The organism is Lysinibacillus sp. YS11 (assembly GCF_002896375.1).
Lineage (GTDB): Bacteria > Bacillota > Bacilli > Bacillales_A > Planococcaceae > Lysinibacillus > Lysinibacillus capsici.
Map to the genome: position 1 here is coordinate 4,090,107 of NZ_CP026007.1, position 21,490 is coordinate 4,111,596.

Consider the following 21,490-nt stretch of genomic DNA (forward strand, 5'->3'; position numbering starts at 1 on the left):
AATTCCGGATATTATATAGCGAAGAAAATTTAAGGATTTTTATTTAAACTCTGTTCTAATAAAAAATCAAAATAAAAAACCACTTTCCATAAAACTATGGAAAGTGGTCATATTACTTAAAAGATTGTGCTTATAGGCTAACTAAATCTTACATCATTCCTGGCATACCGCCCATGCCGCTCATATCTGGCATTGCCGGTGCTGCTTCAGGGATATCTGCTACAACCGCTTCTGTTGTTAAGAATAGGGCTGCAACTGATGCTGCGTTTTGTAAAGCTGAGCGAGTTACTTTTGCTGGGTCTACTACGCCTGCTTCCATCATGTTTACCCATTCGCCAGTTGCTGCATTGAAACCAATGCCAACTTCTTCACGTTTTAGACGATCTACGATAATTGAGCCTTCAAGACCAGCATTATTAGCAATTTGACGAACTGGTTCTTCTAAAGCACGTAGAACGATTTTCACACCTGTAGATACGTCGCCTTCTACTGCTTCAGCCGCTTTTTCTACTGCTGCATAGACGTTTAGAAGAGCAGTACCACCACCTGATACGATACCTTCTTCAACAGCCGCACGAGTTGAGTTTAAAGCATCCTCAATACGAAGTTTACGCTCTTTCAGCTCTGTTTCTGTTGCAGCACCAACTTTGATAACTGCTACACCGCCTGCTAATTTTGCAAGACGTTCTTGTAATTTTTCTTTATCGAACTCTGAAGTAGTTTCAGCAAGTTGTGCACGAATTTGACCAATGCGTGATTCAATTGCGTCTGCTCCGCCTACACCTTCAACGATTGTTGTGTTGTCTTTTGTTACAACAACTTTTGCTGCACGACCAAGTGCAGAAATATCAGCTGATTTCAGGTCTAAGCCTAATTCTTCTGTAATCACTTGGCCACCTGTCAGGATAGCAATATCTTCAAGCATTGCTTTACGTCGATCACCGAAACCTGGTGCTTTTACTGCTACAGCATTAAATGTACCACGAAGTTTGTTCACAACAAGTGTTGCAAGTGCTTCACCTTCTACATCTTCAGCAATCATTAAAAGTGGACGACCTTGTTGCACCACTTGTTCTAATAATGGTAATACTTCTTGAATGTTTGTAATTTTTTTATCAGTAATTAAAATGTATGGGTTATCAAGAACCGCTTCCATTTTATCTGTGTCAGTTACCATGTAGTGAGAAGCATAACCACGATCAAACTGCATACCCTCAACTACATCTAACTCTGTTGTGAAGCCTTTTGATTCTTCAATTGTAATAACTCCATCGTTACCAACGCGTTCCATTGCTTCAGCGATTAGTTGTCCAACTTCATCATCTGCAGCAGAAATAGCAGCAACTTGTGCAATTTCTTCCTTATTGCTTACTGGGCGAGAAATAGCGTGTAATTCAGTAAGTGCTGCAGCAACTGCTTTATCGATACCTTTACGGATACCTACTGGATTTGCGCCAGCTGTAACGTTTTTCAAGCCTTCACGAATAATTGCTTGAGCTAATACTGTTGCTGTAGTTGTACCATCACCAGCGATTTCGTTTGTCTTAGAAGCAACTTCTGCTACTAATTTTGCTCCCATGTTTTCGTATGGGTTTTCTAGTTCGATTTCTTTAGCGATTGTCACACCATCATTTGTAATAAGTGGTGAACCGAATTTTTTTTCTAAAACAACATTACGTCCTTTTGGTCCTAATGTTACTTTTACTGCATTTGCTAATTTATCTACACCTTGTAACATTAATGAACGAGCGTCTTCTGAGAATTTAATATCTTTTGCCATGAGAATTTACCCTCCTGAAATGGAATATTCGTTAAGCTTCTTCAATATATTTATATCAATTTCACCTTATTGTCACATTTGTTATGCAAACAATAAGTATTCACCTTACGTAAGGTGCCTTTAAAGTTCTTATTCAATAATTGCAAGAATATCGCTTTCGCGTAAAATTAGGTATTCATTACCTTCAAATTTAACTTCTGTGCCAGCGTATTTAGAGAAAATAATGCGGTCGTCAACTTTAACGTCAAGCTCTACACGTTGCCCGTTCTCTAATACACGACCTGTCCCAACTGCTACTACTTTACCTTCTTGTGGTTTTTCTTTTGCAGAGTCAGGTAGTACAATACCGAATGCAGATTTTTCTTCTACCTCGATTAGTTCAATTACAATACGATCTCCTAGTGGTCTTAACAAGTGAAACAACCTCCTAATAGTTAAATAATTGTTGATATTTATTAGCACTCTATATCAATGAGTGCTAACACAATTATTATGATAATCAATCACTCTTTTTTTTGCAAGTCAGAACTTCAAAAAATTTTGTTTTCTTTCCATATTCCTCTACAATAGAAAGGAAGCATATGAATGGAAAGGATTTTGACTGTGACTAATTCTCAAAAAGTAACGAAACATAAAAAAACAGCCCTGTATGTTTTGCTGATTTATATCTTGATGCAAATCTCTAGCAGATGGTTGCTCTTACCGTTCCATAAGCTCATCATGAAGGTAACTGGTTTAGCTTCTGAACAAGCGGCTCCTATTACTCAAGGTTGGTATATCGCACTAAGTTTTGCGGTAGCGCTCATTTTAAGCTTAATCCTTACATCTCGAGATAAAGCATTTTGGAACATTTATCAAGGAAAAAAAGAAACGATACCTCTTACAATTGTGTGGGGAATCATCGGCTTCTTCCTAGTGTTCTTTGGACAAATGATTGGTGCAGCTATTGAGATGGCTGTTTTCGGTATTGAAGGAGGCTCACAAAATACTGCAGATATTGTCGCGATAGCTAAAGGTGCTCCCATCGCCATATTAGCAATTGTTGTATTCGGGCCAATCTTAGAAGAATTCGTCTTCCGTAGAGTGATCTTTGGCTCGCTTGTCCAAACAACAAATTTCTGGGTGGCAGCAATTGTGAGTGCCATTTTCTTTGCGATTATACACTTCGACTTCTCACATATCTTGCTTTATACCATTTGTGGTTTAATTTTTGCCTTTTTATATCACAAAACAAAGCGCATTTGGACGTCTATTATTGCACACGTCATGCTTAATGGATTTGTGACACTTGTACAATTCTATGCGGAACCATTGCAAAAGTTTCTTCAAGAACTCGAAAAAATGCAATAAATTTTTGTAAAGCGATTGTAAGATGCAAAAATAACACAAAAGCTCGGTGTCCCATTTAGGGCACCGAGCTTTATTTATTACTGTTGATTCAATTCTTCTATTTGTCGTCGTTGCTGCTCAAGTGCTTCTTCAATCTGGCGCTTTTGCTCCGCTTCCTGTTCTTCTTTTAATCGAATCTCTTCGGATTTAAGATATTTCTTATAGCCAATTCGTGAAATCATAATACTAATTTCATACAAAATAAACAGCGGAACTGAAACCATTAAATGCGAAGCCAACTCAGGTGGTGCAATAATCGCAGCACATACAAATAAACCGAAGTACGAGTATTTACGAATACGAATTAGTAATTCCGGACTTAATATGCCAATTCGTGAAAAGAATAAAACAACAATTGGCAACTGGAAAAGGAAACCGAACGGTATTGTAAGCTTAAACAAGAATGTAAAATACTCATGTATACCAATGGTTTGCTGTATCTCCAAATCATTCGATAAATTCATCATGAATTTGATGACATATGGGAATAGTAAAAAGTACGAAAAAGATAACCCTGCAAGAAACAATAAAAATGAATACGGAATATAGCTTAGAGTTGCTTTACGCTCTACTTCCCTTAATCCAGGGCTAATAAACGACCATAATTGATACATCAACACGGGTGATGAAAGAATAAATGCAATTATAAAAACAACTTGTATATAAATTGCAAGTGGTGTGACTACGTCAAATGCATGAAGCTCTATATTATATTTGGCTCCAGTCATTTGAAGGTATTTTACAAGTGGCTTTGCGACAAAAAAGGCGCCGGCCATAGCTAGAACAAAGAAAACGGCAACAATGAACAGCCGTTTTCTTAATTCTTCTATATGCTCAATGACAGTTAGATCTTTTGGATTCATTCCTCAAACATCCTAACTTACTTATCTAGTTCTTTCTTTTTCTTATCATCATCATCTTCGTCGGCTAAACCTTTAGTAGCATTTTTGAATTCACGTAGTGTTGAACCAAATGCCTTACCAAGCTCTGGTAACTTTTTAGGACCAAAAATTAGTAACGCGACAACTCCGATAATAATGAGGCTCATAGGACCAATACCACCCATTACAGCCACCTCCTCTTTATATCCATCATTTTAACGCATATTTCGCCATTTTGCTAACTAATTATATGTGAAAGTTTTTCGTCACTCTCACTGATTTGACCCCATTTTATTTAAATTATCTATCTTGACAGAAACGGTGAATTACACTAAAAAATATGTATGGTTTTCACTCTTCCTGATTACGAATTAAATAAATAAGCGCTTGCAACTCTACCGATAAATCGATGGTTAAAAGCTGCATTCTATCAGGTACTGTTAATCGCTCTGGCGTAAAGTTTAAAATTCCCTTTGCATTCATGGCTGCTAAGCGATCCGCCATTTTTTGAGCGGAGCGTGGTGAAACGGTTAAAATAGCAAGCTCTGCACCGTATTCTGCATATTTTTCTTCCAATAAATCTGGATGAAAAACCGGAATGTTACTGATCATTTTGCCATCCTTCGGTGCTTTTGAATCGAATGCTACCACAATATGTGTATTATGGTTTTTTTGAAAATTATATTTTAATAATGCACTGCCTAAATTCCCCACACCAATTAACGCTACTTTTGTCGTTTCATGTTGATCAAGCGTCTGGCTAAAAAATTGTAATAGATGCTGCACATCGTAGCCATAACCTTTTTTCCCAAGTGCACCAAAATAAGAAAAATCACGGCGAATAGTTGCAGAATCTATTTTCATCGCTTCACTCAATTCCTTCGACGAAATACGTTCCATACCTTCTTGTGCAAAGTTTTGAATAAATCGATAGTAAAGAGGAAGTCTTTTTGTAGTGGCTTGTGGAATTTTTAATTCTTGTTTCAAACTTTTTCCTCCTTATGATGTACCTCCATCAATTTTACTGTCTTTAACTACTAATTTTAATACATTCATCCTTAACAATATACAACATTTTTGCAATCCCCTGCTGTATTTCTCTTTAGTTAATGGCGCCTTATACGCAGCTAACTAAAAAGAAATCGTTTCAATCTTACATGACTGCTAGGAATAAGTAAAGCACGGACATTGCATGCAAATCGTTCATCCATTACACTAAGGTAGAATTGAGGTGTCAAGAATGATTGTTTTACAGGTCAATCAACTAACTAAATCCTTTCTTGCAGATGAAATTTTAAGTGGTGTTAAATTAGAAGTTCAACACCGTGACCGTGTTGCCTTAGTAGGACGAAACGGTGCAGGTAAATCTACTTTATTAAAAATAATTGCTGGTCAAATGTCTTATGATTCAGGTGATATCATTATCCCAAAGGATATTCAAATAGGCTATTTAGAGCAACATGCAGGATTAAACTCTACGCTAACAATTTGGAATGAAATGATGACTATATTTGAATCTCTTTTAGCCCAAGAACAGCTGCTACGCTCACTTGAACAACAAATGGCTGATCCTACTGTCTATGAAAACCCTACTATGTATGCGAAAGTTATGTCGGAATACGATCAATTACAGCATACGTTTAAAGATGCAGGTGGCTATCAATATGAATCAGACATACGGTCAGTCCTTCATGGTATGCAATTTTATTCCGAAGACTATGACAAACCCATCAGTTCCTTATCTGGTGGACAGCGCACACGTTTAGCACTTGCTAAGCTCTTACTTAGTAAACCAGATCTTTTAATTCTAGATGAGCCAACGAACCATTTAGATATCGAAACACTATCTTGGTTGGAATCCTATTTAAAGGGCTATGAAGGCGCTATTTTAATTGTTTCCCATGACCGCTACTTCTTAGACCAAGTCGTTTCTATTGTCTACGAAGTATCTCGTCATCGCGTTACCAAATATCCGGGTAATTATAGTGCATATTTAGATGAAAAAGCTAAAAATTATGAGCGTGATGTCAAACTCTATGAACGTCAGCAAGATGAAAAGGCCAAGCTAGAGGATTTTATCCAAAAAAATATTGCACGTGCTTCTACAACGAAAATGGCACAAAGTCGACGTAAAATGCTTGAACGTACCGAGTGGATGGAATCGCCGGATGGTGATGAGAAATCCGCTAGTTTCGGTTTCACGATTGAACGTCAAAGTGGAAATGATGTTTTATCTGTTGATGAATTAACGATAGGTTATAACGATCGCACCATTTCTAGTGGGATAAACCTCCGCACTTTTCGTGAGGATCGTATTGCCCTTGTTGGCCCAAACGGAGTTGGTAAATCGACATTATTAAAAACAATTGTAAAAGATTTATCCCCTCTTGGAGGTAGTATTCGTTATGGTACGAATGTACAAATCGGCTACTATGATCAAGAGCAAGCAAAGCTATCGAGCAATAAGAGTGTCCTAAAAGAATTATGGGATGAATGGCCACTCATGAACGAAAAAGATATTCGAACTGTATTAGGGCGTTTTCTTTTTAGTGGTGAAGATGTGGATAAAGCTGTATCCTCTTTATCGGGCGGTGAAAAAGCACGCCTTGCACTCGCAAAGCTAATGATGCAAAAGGCTAATTTCTTAATTCTAGATGAGCCTACCAATCATTTAGACTTAGATAGCAAAGAGGTATTAGAAAATGCCTTGATTGATTATCCAGGTACGCTTCTATTTGTCTCACACGACCGCTACTTCATTAATCGTATCGCAACAAAAGTGGTGGAGTTATCTGGAACGGGTTCATTTGAATATTTAGGTGATTACGATTATTACGTTGAGAAAAAGCAGGAACTATTGGAGCTAGCACAAATGAAAGTTGCCTCCCAACCACAAGTACAGCAAGACCTCCCTGATAAAACGTCTACATCAAAAATTGATAAAGAAGCAAAAAAGCGTGAACGTCAAATTAGACGTACGATTGAAGATTTAGAAAGCAAGATGCAAGAAACATCTGCTATTGTTGCAAGACTAGAAGAAGCTCTTTGTGACTCTGCCATTTTTACCGACCATGAAAAAATTTCAATGCTTCAAGCAGAATTAGCAACTGCTAAAGAACAGCATGAGCTATTAGAATTAGAATGGCTTGAGTTAAATGAAGAACTTGAAAATATTAGTATGTAAATGATGTATGCCATGTGAAAGGTCACATGGCTTTTTCTTTACTTGTCTTCATTTTTCATATATATTGGTCAAGTGCTATTTTTCGACAAAAAATGCCCACAGTTTTATTCACACTATAAATCTAGTAATACCAACATATCAACAGAGTTTTCCACATTGTCCACAATAAAAATTTATTTTATCCACATTCTATCGTATAAAACCAGCTACTATATATTGAATAATCACAAGTTATACACAAGTTATCAACAATTTGTGCATAAGTACGCGTGTTCGCCATTTAATTCGCTCCTTTACCTGTGGATAATTTTCTGAAAAATTTGTCAATTGTGATGCCTCTACTGACTATTCCCTTAGCACGGTTCTTTTTTATCAACAATTATTCGACAATTAAAAAAGAGATATCTAAAAATATAGATACCTCTTTCCTACACTATACCCAGGATTTTAACTCCATTCCTGGACGTCCATTCATCATTAAGTTTCCTCGAATACCAGCCTCAAACATCGGCATAGCTGCTGCGCCAATCATTGCCGCATTATCAGTACACAATTTAAGCGGCGGTACAAAAAACGGGATACCTTCCTCTTCAAATACAGTCTCCAAAGAAATTCGCAACCCCTTATTTGCTGCTACACCTCCAGCTGCAATAACCTGTTTCACCTGATATTCGCGAGCAGCACGTAATGTTTTAGCAGTCAGTACTTCAACAACACTTTCCTGAAAGCCCTTGGCGACAGCTGCTGGTGAAATGGCTTCACCTCGTTGATCCATATTATGTTTATAATTGATGACAGCTGATTTTAAACCGCTAAAGCTAAAATCATATGAATCCTCTTCCAACCATACTCTTGGAAAAGGAACAGCCTCTCCTTCCTCATGAGCAAGACGATCAATATGTGGTCCACCAGGATAAGGTAAATTTAAAACACGCGCCACTTTATCATAAGCTTCACCAGCTGCATCATCTCGTGTTTCACCAATGACTTCAAAAGAGCCATGTTCCTTCATATAGACAAGCTCTGTATGACCGCCTGAAACTACTAGTGCTAATAAAGGGAACTCCATCGGCTGAACAAGCGCATTGGCATAAATATGCCCTGCAATATGATGCACACCTACAATTGGTAGGTTATTCGCAAAGGCAAAAGCCTTCGCTGCATTAATACCAATCAACAATGCCCCTACAAGACCCGGACCCTCTGTAACAGCAACCGCATCCAAATCTACCGGCTTTAAATTTGCTTGAGCTAATGCTTCTTCAATTACCATCGTAATTTGTTCAACGTGATGGCGTGATGCAATTTCAGGAACAACGCCACCAAATCGCTTATGACTCTCTATTTGAGAAGCAACAACATTCGACACGATTTCATGACCATTTCGTATAATCGCTGCAGCTGTTTCATCACAGCTTGATTCTATTGCTAATATCAATCCATTATTCATTATAAATTCACCCACATGACAAGGGCATCCTCCCCGTTATCCGTATAATAACCTTTCCGTATACCACCATCTTGGAATTGGAGCTTACGATAAAGATTTTGTGCAACTGTGTTCGTTACTCGTACCTCCAATGTCATAACCTCCATTCCATGTAAACGAGCTATTTGCATTGCCTCACGCATTAATCCCTCGCCTATACCTCGTCCACGAGCTGCCTCAATAACTGCTACATTCGTAATTTGGGCTGCATCTATAACCATCCACATCCCGCAAAAACCAATAATACTTCCACTTGCATCAACAGCCAGCACATAATGGGCATACTGATTTTCATGTACTTCATAGTAAAAGGAATCCAACGTCCAAGGTACAGGAAATGAAGCTACTTCAATTTCATAAACTGCTGGTACATCATCAGAAACCATTTTACGATAAGTTACATCACTACTCATGTTCTTTCTCCTTCTGTTCTTTCAGCCAATTTGCTTCAGCCTCTGCAATTCGTTTATATTGTGGGACAAAGTGATGAGTAGCTTCAACACTCGGTAATTCCACTTTAGTTCCTACACGAATAACTTCCGTTGCACGTGGCAAGTCAAGACTAAAAGGTGCACGAAAAGCGTTATCGCCAAGCTCCTCTACAATGTTATCCCAAAATAAGCCCACATCTGTTCCTACAAATAAAATAGGTGCATCTAATGCCCTTAAACGCTCTAATAAATCAGCGATATGTGCATGATGATCCTCCACAAGAGCCTCTAGAGTCACTCCTTGATAAACAGCTGTATAAACATTATCTCTTCTTGCATCAAAAATTGGACAAATTAATCCATTATAAAGGGTAGCATTTGCAGCTAATGCTTTTAAGCTAGAGACACCAACTAAAGGTATCTGTAATGTCCATGCTAGGGTTTTCGCTAATGTTACACCTATACGGACCCCTGTATACGAACCTGGCCCTTCAGACACTGCAATAACATCCAAGTCGCCTGCCCTCAAACCTGCTCTTGCTAATACCTCTTCAATAGCGGGCATTGCGCCTGCTGAATGTGTTAATTTTATATTTTGTACCAGCTCAGCTACCACTTTTCCATCCCTCACAATAGCAACGGAAAGTGGTGTATTCGCTGTTTCTATTCCTAACCAAATCATTTCATTAGCTCCTCACATAGTGCCTCATAGCGTTCCCCACTAGGTATTAACACAAATCGTCGTTCATTGTCTCCGATTCGATAAATCTCTATCGCTAATCGATTCTGTGGCAAATCCTGTTCTATTAAATGCGCCCACTCTACCACTGATACTGCATCTCCATAAAATAATTCATCCCAACCAAGGTCCTCGTCACTTTCAGCCAAACGATAAACATCTAAATGATTGAAGGGTAAACGTCCTTCATACTGTTTAATGATTGTAAATGTTGGACTGTTGACCGTTCTTTTCACACCAAGCCCTTTTGCTAAGGCCTTCGTAAACGTTGTCTTGCCTGCACCCAAATCTCCTTCTAATGTAATCGTATCTTGAGCTTCTAGTAATTTTGCAAGTGTCACGGCAAAACGCTCTGTATCATCAACTGAATTCATGATTATTTCATACATTCTCATTTTTCCTCTCATCACTACATTACCTCTAGTTTACCTAAACTAGCGAAAATGTTCAAAGCATCCAATATCATTATATCCTACATAGATTATCTTCGTTAAAAAGCCTAATTTTATGACATGGTAGCCATTTAAATAAAAAAACACGCCTTCTTTTACAAAGACGTGACAACTATTTATCTGTTTGAATGACCTTTCACTGCTATGATTTCTTTGCCAATTAGTTTATCATCCTTAAATTTTACTATATAGGCCTGTGTCATCAAGATTTCATCATTCCAACGATATTCATTATTTTTGATTTTTTTACCTGCGCCGCCTGCTGCTTCTACTACCTCAATATATGACATATCATTTTTTAATTTCTCAAATTCTACTTCGTTCATATTTTTTTGCCAGTGATACGCATTTGATTCTTCAATCTCCATAATAGGATCTCCACAGCCTACCATCATTATCATGGAACCAATAAGCAAAGGGAAATAAATACTTTTAAAAGAATAATCTTTGCTCATATAAACACCTCCGTAGCCAATCCGATTACTTCTACTTTTTTACCCCTAATCTTTATATTAGAAACATCTCTAATTTTACCTTATAGAAACGCTATCATTTATCGGTAATTTTTACTATTTTTAGATAATGTTAAATATATGAAATTCGCTATGTTTATGGCAATATTATCGATCATTTCACAGCGATTTAAGCCATTTTTTAGATACACTTGATATGTTTTAGGGAAATAGATGTTGTTTATGAAATAATAAAGGGAAGTTGGTCTCAAATACTTCACAGAATGTTATGCTTTTAGCCTCTGTGTTTCTACTAGGCAGTGTTGATCCTTTCGACATTATTCATTTGTCATGTAATTTCTACTTAATTTACTGATAAACTCCTGAAAGATGAATTGGATTCATACTCCAATCACATACAAAAAAGTCCCTATGATGTAAAATCATAAGGACTGTAATATCAATTTAAATGGCGGTCCCGACCGGGATCGAACCGGCGATCTCCTGCGTGACAGGCAGGCATGTTAACCGCTACACCACGGGACCTCTTTAAGACATTTATAAATATATCATAGAAAATATAGATATACAATATCTTTTTTCACATTTTTTTAATATATTTTCCAACACTCTTTAATCTAGGATAGAGGTTATCCTGAAATGCATTTTCCACATAATCAACATCTACTTTCATATAAGCTCTAAACATGATGCAAATTTTGCAGTATATTTAACTTTGAAGGGGGAAACATTACATGTCAAAATTAGAACAATTACAAGCAGCCTTACAGCTCCATAATACCGATGCAATTATTATCACAAATGCTCAAAATCGTCGCTATCTAACAGGTTTTACAGGTAGTGCAGGTACAGTTATTGTAACAAAGACACGCGCACTTTTATTAGTAGACTTCCGCTACACACAGCAAGCAACAAATCAGTGTGACACCTTTGAAGTACTAGAGATTGATCGCAACCATTTATATGAAACCATTCAGGAAATTCTTGAACAGGAATTAATTCAAACTGTTGGTTTTGAGCAACATCATGTAACTTATTTTAGCTATCAATTAATGAAGAGCAAATTGACAGCTATATTAAAACCAATGCCTACTATTGTAGAAGATTTACGGATGATTAAAACACCAGAAGAAATTGAAATAATTAAGAAAGCAGCATGGATTTCCGATGAGGCGTTTAATCATATTCTGACATTCATCAAACCAGGTATTTCAGAACTGGAGATTGCCTATGAATTAGAGTCTCATATGCGAAAAAATGGTGCAACAGGTGCAGCCTTCGATATGATTATTGCTTCTGGCCATCGTTCAGCACTCCCACATGGCGTAGCATCCTCTAAAATAGTGGAGCAAGGTGACATGTTGACAATGGATTTTGGTGCTTACTACCGAGGTTATCGTTCTGATATGACAAGAACGATTGCTGTTGGAGAACCATTAGAGCAATTAAAAGAAGTATATCAAATAGTTTATGGTGCCTTACAGCATGCCCTTTCCAATATGAAGGCTGGTATAACTGGACAAGAGGCCGATAGTTATTCACGAGACTACATTACTAAAAAGGGATATGGACAAAATTACGGACACGGTGCAGGACATGGTATAGGCTTAGATATCCATGAAAACATATTTATGTCTACCATATGTAAAGACATGTTAGAAGAAAATATGGTACTAACTGTCGAACCGGGTATTTATATACCTAATGTAGGTGGTGTTCGAATCGAGGATGATGTTATCGTTACAAAAGAAGGTGTGGAAGTCATCACTCACTCTCCTAAGGAACTCATTATTTTATAGCCCATTAAAGTGATGTTTTATATGGAGATATCATTAAAGAAGTTTAGCTGCTTACTTTGATATATAACAAATGTTTTAAAGAGTAAGTACAATAAATTCTTTGTACTTACTCTTTTTATAAAAGAAAAAACAGCCAACACACAGCTGACTGTTTTGTTTGCCTAGCGACGTCCTACTCTCACAGGGGGAAGCCCCCAACTACCATCGGCGCTAAAGAGCTTAACTTCCGTGTTCGGTATGGGAACGGGTGTGACCTCTTTGCCATCATCACTAGACTATGGTCGACCTTCCATACATGGCGTACTGCTGTGTCTAGAAGCTCTCTTTTTAGAAAGATTTGCTCTTTCAAAACTGGATAAACGGTGCATTGAATGTTTCAAACGTTTTGGTTAAGTCCTCGATCGATTAGTATTCGTCAGCTCCATGTGTCACCACACTTCCACCTCGAACCTATCTACCTCATCGTCTTTGAGGGATCTTACTTACTTGCGTAATGGGAAATCTCATCTTGAGGGGGGCTTCATGCTTAGATGCTTTCAGCACTTATCCCGTCCACACATAGCTACCCAGCGATGCCTTTGGCAAGACAACTGGTACACCAGCGGTGTGTCCATCCCGGTCCTCTCGTACTAAGGACAGCTCCTCTCAAATTTCCTACGCCCACGACGGATAGGGACCGAACTGTCTCACGACGTTCTGAACCCAGCTCGCGTACCGCTTTAATGGGCGAACAGCCCAACCCTTGGGACCGACTACAGCCCCAGGATGCGATGAGCCGACATCGAGGTGCCAAACCTCCCCGTCGATGTGGACTCTTGGGGGAGATAAGCCTGTTATCCCCGGGGTAGCTTTTATCCGTTGAGCGATGGCCCTTCCATGCGGAACCACCGGATCACTAAGCCCGTCTTTCGACCCTGCTCGACTTGTAGGTCTCGCAGTCAAGCTCCCTTGTGCCTTTACACTCTACGAATGATTTCCAACCATTCTGAGGGAACCTTTGGGCGCCTCCGTTACCTTTTAGGAGGCGACCGCCCCAGTCAAACTGTCCGCCTGACACTGTCTCCTGCCCCGCTAAGGGGCATGGGTTAGAATTTCAATACAACCAGGGTAGTATCCCACCGACGCCTCCTTCGAAGCTGGCGCTCCGAGATCTCTGGCTCCTACCTATCCTGTACAAGTTGTACCAAAATTCAATATCAGGCTACAGTAAAGCTCCACGGGGTCTTTCCGTCCTGTCGCGGGTAACCTGCATCTTCACAGGTACTATAATTTCACCGAGTCTCTCGTTGAGACAGTGCCCAGATCGTTACGCCTTTCGTGCGGGTCGGAACTTACCCGACAAGGAATTTCGCTACCTTAGGACCGTTATAGTTACGGCCGCCGTTTACTGGGGCTTCAATTCGCAGCTTCGCTTGCGCTAACCACTCCTCTTAACCTTCCAGCACCGGGCAGGCGTCAGCCCCTATACGTCACCTTACGGTTTTGCAGAGACCTGTGTTTTTGCTAAACAGTCGCCTGGGCCTATTCACTGCGGCTCTCATGCGCTTGCACGCTCAAGAGCACCCCTTCTCCCGAAGTTACGGGGTCATTTTGCCGAGTTCCTTAACGAGAGTTCTCTCGCACACCTTAGGATTCTCTCCTCGACTACCTGTGTCGGTTTGCGGTACGGGCACCTCTCACCTCGATAGAGGCTTTTCTTGGCAGTGTGAAATCAGGAACTTCGTCCATACGGACTCGCCATCACAGCTCAACGTTACAGTGTGCGGATTTGCCTACACACACGCCTTACTGCTTGGACGCGCACAACCAACGGCGCGCTTACCCTATCCTACTGCGTCCCCCCATTTCTCAAACGGTGAGGAGGTGGTACAGGAATATCAACCTGTTGTCCATCGCCTACGCCTATCGGCCTCGGCTTAGGTCCCGACTAACCCTGAGCGGACGAGCCTTCCTCAGGAAACCTTAGTCATACGGTGGACGGGATTCTCACCCGTCTTTCGCTACTCATACCGGCATTCTCACTTCTAAGCGCTCCACCAGTCCTTCCGATCTGACTTCAACGCACTTAGAACGCTCTCCTACCACTGACATCGTAGATGTCAATCCACAGCTTCGGTGAATCGTTTAGCCCCGATACATTTTCGGCGCAGCGTCACTCGACCAGTGAGCTATTACGCACTCTTTAAATGATGGCTGCTTCTAAGCCAACATCCTGGTTGTCTGTGCAACGCCACATCCTTTTCCACTTAACGATTACTTTGGGACCTTAGCTGGTGGTCTGGGCTGTTTCCCTTTTGACTACGGATCTTATCACTCGCAGTCTGACTCCCGTGTATAAATATCTGGCATTCGGAGTTTGTCTGAATTCGGTAAACCGGGATGGCCCCCTAGTCCAAACAGTGCTCTACCTCCAGTATTCTCATCACGAGGCTAGCCCTAAAGCTATTTCGGAGAGAACCAGCTATCTCCAAGTTCGATTGGAATTTCTCCGCTACCCACACCTCATCCCCGCACTTTTCAACGTGCGTGGGTTCGGGCCTCCAGTAAGTGTTACCTCACCTTCACCCTGGACATGGGTAGATCACCTGGTTTCGGGTCTACGACCACGTACTATTTCGCCCTATTCAGACTCGCTTTCGCTGCGGCTCCGCCTTCTAAAGCTTAACCTCGCACGTAATCGTAACTCGCCGGTTCATTCTACAAAAGGCACGCTATCACCCATTAACGGGCTCTAACTACTTGTAGGCACACGGTTTCAGGATCTCTTTCACTCCCCTTCCGGGGTGCTTTTCACCTTTCCCTCACGGTACTGGTTCACTATCGGTCACTAGGTAGTATTTAGCCTTGGGAGATGGTCCTCCCGGATTCCGACGGAATTTCACGTGTTCCGCCGTACTCAGGATCCACTCAGGAGAGAACGAACTTTCGACTACAGGGCTTTTACCTGCTCTGGCGGACCTTTCCAAGTCGCTTCATCTAACTCGCTCTTTTGTAACTCCGTATAGAGTGTCCTACAACCCCAAGAGGCAAGCCTCTTGGTTTGGGCTCTTCCCGTTTCGCTCGCCGCTACTCAGGGAATCGATTTTTCTTTCTCTTCCTCCAGGTACTTAGATGTTTCAGTTCCCTGGGTCTGCCTTCAAGACGCTATGTATTCACGTCAAGATACTACGCGATTAAACGTAGTGGGTTCCCCCATTCGGAAATCTCCGGATCAAAGCTCACTTACAGCTCCCCGAAGCATATCGGTGTTAGTGCCGTCCTTCTTCGGCTCCTAGTGCCAAGGCATTCGCCGTGCGCCCTTAATAACTTAACCAAGTTATTAAGCCTATAAAAAACTTAAAAAATAAATGTGTTTGTTACAATTTCAATGTCGTTTTATCCAGTTTTCAAAGAACAAGTTTTGAAGTGTTTCATTCAGATAGAATGAACCTTCAAAACTGAACGCAAAACGTAATCTTACAAACCCAAGGTTTGTATTCCGAAATAATCCTTAGAAAGGAGGTGATCCAGCCGCACCTTCCGATACGGCTACCTTGTTACGACTTCACCCCAATCATCTATCCCACCTTCGGCGGCTGGCTCCAAAAGGTTACCTCACCGACTTCGGGTGTTACAAACTCTCGTGGTGTGACGGGCGGTGTGTACAAGGCCCGGGAACGTATTCACCGCGGCATGCTGATCCGCGATTACTAGCGATTCCGGCTTCATGTAGGCGAGTTGCAGCCTACAATCCGAACTGAGAACGACTTTATCGGATTAGCTCCCTCTCGCGAGTTGGCAACCGTTTGTATCGTCCATTGTAGCACGTGTGTAGCCCAGGTCATAAGGGGCATGATGATTTGACGTCATCCCCACCTTCCTCCGGTTTGTCACCGGCAGTCACCTTAGAGTGCCCAACTAAATGATGGCAACTAAGATCAAGGGTTGCGCTCGTTGCGGGACTTAACCCAACATCTCACGACACGAGCTGACGACAACCATGCACCACCTGTCACCGTTGCCCCCGAAGGGGAAACTATATCTCTACAGTGGTCAACGGGATGTCAAGACCTGGTAAGGTTCTTCGCGTTGCTTCGAATTAAACCACATGCTCCACCGCTTGTGCGGGCCCCCGTCAATTCCTTTGAGTTTCAGTCTTGCGACCGTACTCCCCAGGCGGAGTGCTTAATGCGTTAGCTGCAGCACTAAGGGGCGGAAACCCCCTAACACTTAGCACTCATCGTTTACGGCGTGGACTACCAGGGTATCTAATCCTGTTTGCTCCCCACGCTTTCGCGCCTCAGCGTCAGTTACAGACCAGAAAGTCGCCTTCGCCACTGGTGTTCCTCCAAATCTCTACGCATTTCACCGCTACACTTGGAATTCCACTTTCCTCTTCTGCACTCAAGTCCCCCAGTTTCCAATGACCCTCCACGGTTGAGCCGTGGGCTTTCACATCAGACTTAAAGGACCGCCTGCGCGCGCTTTACGCCCAATAATTCCGGACAACGCTTGCCACCTACGTATTACCGCGGCTGCTGGCACGTAGTTAGCCGTGGCTTTCTAATAAGGTACCGTCAAGGTACAGCCAGTTACTACTGTACTTGTTCTTCCCTTACAACAGAGTTTTACGATCCGAAAACCTTCTTCACTCACGCGGCGTTGCTCCATCAGGCTTTCGCCCATTGTGGAAGATTCCCTACTGCTGCCTCCCGTAGGAGTCTGGGCCGTGTCTCAGTCCCAGTGTGGCCGATCACCCTCTCAGGTCGGCTACGCATCGTCGCCTTGGTGAGCCGTTACCTCACCAACTAGCTAATGCGCCGCGGGCCCATCCTATAGCGACAGCCGAAACCGTCTTTCAGTCTTTCACCATGAAGTAAAAGAGATTATTCGGTATTAGCCCCGGTTTCCCGGAGTTATCCCAAACTATAGGGTAGGTTGCCCACGTGTTACTCACCCGTCCGCCGCTAACGTCAAAGGAGCAAGCTCCTTTTCTGTTCGCTCGACTTGCATGTATTAGGCACGCCGCCAGCGTTCGTCCTGAGCCAGGATCAAACTCTCCATAAAAGAAATTTGATTAGCTCAAATTGTTTTGCTGGCATCATGTTTGATGTCCAAAATTGTGTTTTGTTCACTAGCAAAACTAGCTACTTAAAACTTTTATTGATTACGTTTTGCTTGTTCAGTTTTCAAGGTTCAAGTCATCGCCCTTTTGGACAACTATTTAAATTTACCATACAACCAAGAGGTTGTCAACACTTTTTTTGGAGCGGGTGATGAGAATCGAACTCACGACATCAGCTTGGAAGGCTGAGGTTTTACCATTAAACTACACCCGCATATATTTTCTTAAAAATGGCGCGCCCGGCAGGAGTCGAACCCACAACCTTCTGATCCGTAGTCAGACGCTCTATCCAATTGAGCTACGGGCGCATATGAAATTAATTAATTGACTTGGTGCGGCCGAGAGGACTTGAACCTCCACGGGGTTGCCCCCACTAGGCCCTCAACCTAGCGCGTCTGCCGTTCCGCCACGACCGCATTCAATTAGTAACTTTTTTATTATACTATGATAATTCAAAAAGTCAACTCTTTTTCTTAAAGAGATGAGCCATGAAGGACTCGAACCTTCGACCCTCTGATTAAAAGTCAGATGCTCTACCAACTGAGCTAATGGCTCGAATTAAGAAATGAATGGCTGGGGTACTAGGATTCGAACCTAGGCATGACGGAATCAAAATCCGTTGCCTTACCGCTTGGCTATACCCCAATAAGTGGCGGTCCCGACCGGGATCGAACCGGCGATCTCCTGCGTGACAGGCAGGCATGTTAACCGCTACACCACGGGACCAAAATATTATTTACATTAAATTATGAAAAATGACCCCTACGGGATTCGAACCCGTGTTACCGCCGTGAAAGGGCGGTGTCTTAACCACTTGACCAAGGGGCCATGGCTCCGAAGGCAGGACTCGAACCTGCGACAACCTGATTAACAGTCAGGTGCTACTACCAACTGAGCTACTTCGGAATAATTCATGTTATGTTGTCGTCGTTATCTTGTCGACTTTTACTATTATAGGGACAACTCAACAAAACGTCAACTATTTTTTAAACTTTTTTTACTCTACTAATTTTAATTTCCCCAAACACTTACTGCAACAATACTTTTCAACATTCATTTTTATTTTCCGTATATATAATTGGTGGCAATTGACACAAGTATATGTATAGCGTCGTCGTTGTTTTTTAACTGTAGCTTTCGGGACATGTAAAACTGCGCAAAATCGAGGGGCATCTACTTTCCTTAATAATTCTCTAAAATCTTTATCTCGATGCTGATACCCTTTACCTTCAATATGTAGGTGATAATGGCATAATTCGTGTAAAACAATACCTTGAATCTCTTTCAAACCGTATAACTCATAGGCTTTAGGATTAATCTCAATATTATGGGATTGTAAAAGATATCGTCCTCCCGTTGACCGTAATCTCGGATTAAAGTAGGCTTGATGCAGAAAAGGCCTCTGAAAGTTTTCTAAAGATAAGCGACGAACAAGCTCTTGTAATTCTTGATTGTCCATAGTAATCACCTCTAACAACAAGAATACCACACTGCGTAGTATAGACAGTGTGGCAAAAATTTAGTACTCAAACTAATGCTTGATTTTTAGGAGGAAGCATCGTTAAAGAGATACGCCCTTTCGTTACATCTATTTGTTCAACCCAGACAGTTACAATATCCCCAAGTGCCACAACTTCTAATGGATGCTTAATACGTTTATTTTGGAGTTTAGAAATATGCACAAGTCCATCTTGCTTCACGCCAATGTCAACAAATGCGCCGAAATCTACTACATTTCTTACCGTCCCCTGCAATTCCATACCTACTTTTAAATCTTCCATTTTTAATACATCAGTCTTAAGCAATGGTTGTGGGAATGCATCACGTGGGTCACGACTAGGTTTCATTAAGGTATCCACGATATCTTGAATTGTCACAACTCCTACTCCAAGCACATCACTTAATTTTTGGATATTTAGTGCTGCAATAGCATCCTCTGCCTTCTGTGTCCCTAACTCTTTTTTATCTATTTGAGCCTCTGCTAATATTTGCTCAGCAAGGGCATAGCTCTCAGGATGAATACCTGTAGCATCAAACGGATTTTTTGCTTCTGGGACACGTAGGAAACCAATAGCTTGTTCATACGTTTTGGCGCCTAACCTTGGAATCTTCTTTAATTGCGCACGTGTAGTAAATTGACCATTTTCCTCTCGCGTCTTTACGATATTCTCTGCAACAGTTTTTGATAGACCAGAAACATATTGTAAGAGTGATGATGAAGCCGTATTTACATCTACACCAACTTGGTTAACAGCTGTTTCTACTATAAAAGATAGCGATTCATTTAATTTTTTTTGAGAAACATCATGCTGATACTGACCTACACCCACAGCTTTTGGTTCAATTTTCACTAACTCTGATAAAGGATCCTGTAAGCGACGTGCAATGGAGACAGCACTACGTTGTTCAACCTGTAAATCAGGAAATTCTGTACGTGCAATTTCAGACGCTGAATAAACAGATGCCCCCGCTTCATTGACAATCACATAGGCTATGTCAGTAGTAAGTTCATTTAATACATCTGCGATAAATTGTTCTGTCTCCCGAGATGCTGTACCATTACCAATGGCAATTATACTTATTGGATACTTTGCCAAAATTCCTTTTACAATAGCTTTGGATTTTGCCACATCTGGTTTCGGCGGATGTGGGTAAATAGCTGTAACCTCAAGCATTTTCCCAGTTTCATCTACAACCGCTAGCTTGCAACCTGTACGGTAAGCTGGATCAACCCCTAAAACATATTTACCTTTCATAGGTGGTTGTAGCAATAGGTTACGTAAATTTTCGGAAAAAATATGAATAGCCTGTGCCTCAGCTTTTTCTGTAAGCTCGTTTCGTAATTCCCTTTCAATTGAAGGCTGAATTAAACGCTTGTACGAATCCTCGATTGCTAGTTTAACTTCTGCAATAGCAGGAGACGAACCAGTTGCAGGTATCCATTCTTTCCACATAATCATTAATACTCGATCCACCGGCACATGAATAGAAACCTTTAAGATTTCTTCTTTCTCTCCTCGGTTTATCGCTAAAATACGGTGTGGTACAATGCGACTAACAGGCTCTTCATATTCGTAATACATTTCAAAAACATTTTTCTCGTCGATTTCTGTATTTTTCACAGACGTCACAAGAATTCCATCTTTCCATGAATAAGCTCGGATTTTTTCACGAATAGAGGCATCGTCCGCAAAACGTTCTGCTAATATATCTCGAGCTCCTATCAGGGCTTCTTCCGTATTAGTAACTTGTTCGTTGTCCACAAAGTCAGTTGCTAATTGCTCTAATGCATCATCACTAAATGCTAACAGGAGATCTGCAAGAGGCTCTAAACCTTTCTCTTTTGCAATCGTCGCCTTTGTACGTCGTTTTTGCTTATAAGGTCTATATAAATCCTCAACACGTTGTAAGATTGTTGCAGAAAGAATAGCCTGCTCTAATTCTGGTGTAAGCTTTTCTTGCTCTTGGATTAATCGTATAACTTCTTCTTTCCGTTGTTCAAGTTGCTGTATGTAGTGATAACGATCTTCTACAGCTTTAATTTGCACCTCATCGAGTGATCCTGTAACCTCTTTTCGATAGCGCGCAATAAATGGTACCGTATTTCCCTCTTCTAATAAGTTAATAACAGCTTCTACTTGCCCTGGTTTGACTGCTACATCCTTTGCAATGAGCTGTAACATTTGCTTTTGCTCCACATCATCACTACCTTTTTCTTTTCATTTTACCATTACACTTTACTAAAAATGCAAAAAAATAGTCTACTCAG

General features: G+C 41.1%; 15 protein-coding genes, 9 tRNA genes and 3 rRNA genes. 3 read left to right on the forward strand and 24 right to left on the reverse strand.

Features of this window, described 5'->3' with window-relative positions; genetic code table 11:
* Positions 1-148: 148 nt before the first annotated feature.
* Positions 149-1,780, reverse strand: coding sequence for a chaperonin GroEL (gene groL / locus LBYS11_RS20465; protein WP_004224361.1), 1,632 nt, complete (start codon positions 1,778-1,780; stop codon positions 149-151).
* Between the two features lie 129 nt (positions 1,781-1,909).
* Positions 1,910-2,194, reverse strand: a complete 285-nt coding sequence (gene groES, locus LBYS11_RS20470; protein ID WP_004224358.1) for a co-chaperone GroES — start codon at positions 2,192-2,194, stop codon at positions 1,910-1,912.
* Positions 2,195-2,365: 171 nt separating this feature from the next.
* Between groES and LBYS11_RS20475 the strand changes: the two genes are divergently transcribed.
* Positions 2,366-3,130, forward strand: coding sequence for a CPBP family intramembrane glutamic endopeptidase (locus LBYS11_RS20475; protein WP_036075465.1), 765 nt, complete (start codon positions 2,366-2,368; stop codon positions 3,128-3,130).
* A 77-nt stretch (positions 3,131-3,207) separates the two neighbouring features.
* Here LBYS11_RS20475 and tatC read toward each other — a convergent pair whose 3' ends face one another.
* The 3 genes from tatC to LBYS11_RS20490 form a co-directional block, all read right to left on the reverse strand.
* Positions 3,208-4,032, reverse strand: a complete 825-nt coding sequence (tatC, locus tag LBYS11_RS20480; RefSeq protein ID WP_048394925.1) for a twin-arginine translocase subunit TatC — start codon at positions 4,030-4,032, stop codon at positions 3,208-3,210.
* A 17-nt stretch (positions 4,033-4,049) separates the two neighbouring features.
* The gene (locus LBYS11_RS20485) at positions 4,050-4,235 is read right to left on the reverse strand and encodes a twin-arginine translocase TatA/TatE family subunit (RefSeq protein WP_008176991.1); all 186 of its coding nucleotides are present in this window, start codon (positions 4,233-4,235) and stop codon (positions 4,050-4,052) included.
* Between the two features lie 166 nt (positions 4,236-4,401).
* Positions 4,402-5,037, reverse strand: coding sequence for a redox-sensing transcriptional repressor Rex (locus LBYS11_RS20490; RefSeq protein WP_004224350.1), 636 nt, complete (start codon positions 5,035-5,037; stop codon positions 4,402-4,404).
* Positions 5,038-5,290: 253 nt separating this feature from the next.
* Here LBYS11_RS20490 and LBYS11_RS20495 point away from each other — a divergent pair, with 253 nt between their 5' ends.
* Positions 5,291-7,234 carry an ABC-F family ATP-binding cassette domain-containing protein gene (locus LBYS11_RS20495; protein ID WP_103118886.1) on the forward strand — a complete coding sequence of 648 codons (1,944 nt, stop codon included), beginning with the start codon at positions 5,291-5,293 and terminating at the stop codon, positions 7,232-7,234.
* 433 nt (positions 7,235-7,667) lie between these two features.
* On the opposite strand, the gene tsaD is transcribed toward LBYS11_RS20495, so the two are convergent.
* The 6 genes from tsaD to LBYS11_RS20525 form a co-directional block, all read right to left on the reverse strand.
* Complete coding sequence (gene tsaD / locus LBYS11_RS20500; protein WP_048394920.1) at positions 7,668-8,684, reverse strand: tRNA (adenosine(37)-N6)-threonylcarbamoyltransferase complex transferase subunit TsaD; 1,017 nt, start codon at positions 8,682-8,684, stop codon at positions 7,668-7,670.
* Entirely contained in the window at positions 8,684-9,136 is a 453-nt protein-coding gene (gene rimI / locus LBYS11_RS20505; RefSeq protein ID WP_054548892.1) for a ribosomal protein S18-alanine N-acetyltransferase, read from the reverse strand. The genes tsaD and rimI overlap by 1 nt, the downstream gene beginning before the upstream one ends.
* Positions 9,129-9,836: a tRNA (adenosine(37)-N6)-threonylcarbamoyltransferase complex dimerization subunit type 1 TsaB gene (gene tsaB, locus LBYS11_RS20510; protein ID WP_103118887.1), complete on the reverse strand. Its 708-nt coding sequence runs from the start codon at positions 9,834-9,836 to the stop codon at positions 9,129-9,131. The genes rimI and tsaB overlap by 8 nt, the downstream gene beginning before the upstream one ends.
* Entirely contained in the window at positions 9,833-10,282 is a 450-nt protein-coding gene (gene tsaE, locus LBYS11_RS20515; protein WP_054548893.1) for a tRNA (adenosine(37)-N6)-threonylcarbamoyltransferase complex ATPase subunit type 1 TsaE, read from the reverse strand. The genes tsaB and tsaE overlap by 4 nt, the downstream gene beginning before the upstream one ends.
* 179 nt (positions 10,283-10,461) lie before the next feature.
* Complete coding sequence (locus LBYS11_RS20520) at positions 10,462-10,800, reverse strand: hypothetical protein (protein WP_048394912.1); 339 nt, start codon at positions 10,798-10,800, stop codon at positions 10,462-10,464.
* Positions 10,801-11,267: 467 nt separating this feature from the next.
* Positions 11,268-11,343, reverse strand: a tRNA-Asp gene (locus LBYS11_RS20525).
* A gap of 209 nt (positions 11,344-11,552) precedes the next feature.
* Between LBYS11_RS20525 and LBYS11_RS20530 the strand changes: the two genes are divergently transcribed.
* Positions 11,553-12,617, forward strand: a complete 1,065-nt coding sequence (locus LBYS11_RS20530) for a M24 family metallopeptidase (protein ID WP_054548894.1) — start codon at positions 11,553-11,555, stop codon at positions 12,615-12,617.
* Between the two features lie 159 nt (positions 12,618-12,776).
* Here LBYS11_RS20530 and rrf read toward each other — a convergent pair.
* From rrf to LBYS11_RS20595, 13 genes are all read right to left on the reverse strand, one after another.
* Positions 12,777-12,892, reverse strand: a 5S ribosomal RNA gene (rrf, locus tag LBYS11_RS20535).
* Between the two features lie 110 nt (positions 12,893-13,002).
* Positions 13,003-15,930, reverse strand: a 23S ribosomal RNA gene (locus LBYS11_RS20540).
* Positions 15,931-16,111: 181 nt separating this feature from the next.
* A 16S ribosomal RNA gene (locus LBYS11_RS20545) occupies positions 16,112-17,663 on the reverse strand.
* The 16S, 23S and 5S rRNA genes sit together here with 8 tRNA genes alongside, the layout of an rRNA operon.
* 198 nt (positions 17,664-17,861) lie before the next feature.
* A tRNA-Gly gene (locus LBYS11_RS20550) sits at positions 17,862-17,935 on the reverse strand.
* Between the two features lie 17 nt (positions 17,936-17,952).
* Positions 17,953-18,029: transfer RNA gene (locus tag LBYS11_RS20555), tRNA-Arg, on the reverse strand.
* Positions 18,030-18,051: 22 nt separating this feature from the next.
* A tRNA-Leu gene (locus LBYS11_RS20560) sits at positions 18,052-18,137 on the reverse strand.
* A gap of 66 nt (positions 18,138-18,203) precedes the next feature.
* A tRNA-Lys gene (locus LBYS11_RS20565) sits at positions 18,204-18,276 on the reverse strand.
* A gap of 15 nt (positions 18,277-18,291) precedes the next feature.
* Positions 18,292-18,366, reverse strand: a tRNA-Gln gene (locus LBYS11_RS20570).
* A gap of 5 nt (positions 18,367-18,371) precedes the next feature.
* Positions 18,372-18,447, reverse strand: a tRNA-Asp gene (locus tag LBYS11_RS20575).
* 30 nt (positions 18,448-18,477) lie between these two features.
* A tRNA-Glu gene (locus LBYS11_RS20580) sits at positions 18,478-18,549 on the reverse strand.
* Between the two features lies 1 nt (position 18,550).
* Positions 18,551-18,627: transfer RNA gene (locus LBYS11_RS20585), tRNA-Asn, on the reverse strand.
* A 91-nt stretch (positions 18,628-18,718) separates the two neighbouring features.
* The gene (locus LBYS11_RS20590; RefSeq protein WP_103118888.1) at positions 18,719-19,180 is read right to left on the reverse strand and encodes a SprT family protein; all 462 of its coding nucleotides are present in this window, start codon (positions 19,178-19,180) and stop codon (positions 18,719-18,721) included.
* 67 nt (positions 19,181-19,247) lie between these two features.
* Positions 19,248-21,419 (reverse strand): Tex family protein, encoded by a 2,172-nt coding sequence (locus tag LBYS11_RS20595; RefSeq protein WP_103118889.1) that lies wholly within the window; start codon positions 21,417-21,419, stop codon positions 19,248-19,250.
* Positions 21,420-21,490 lie beyond the last annotated feature (71 nt).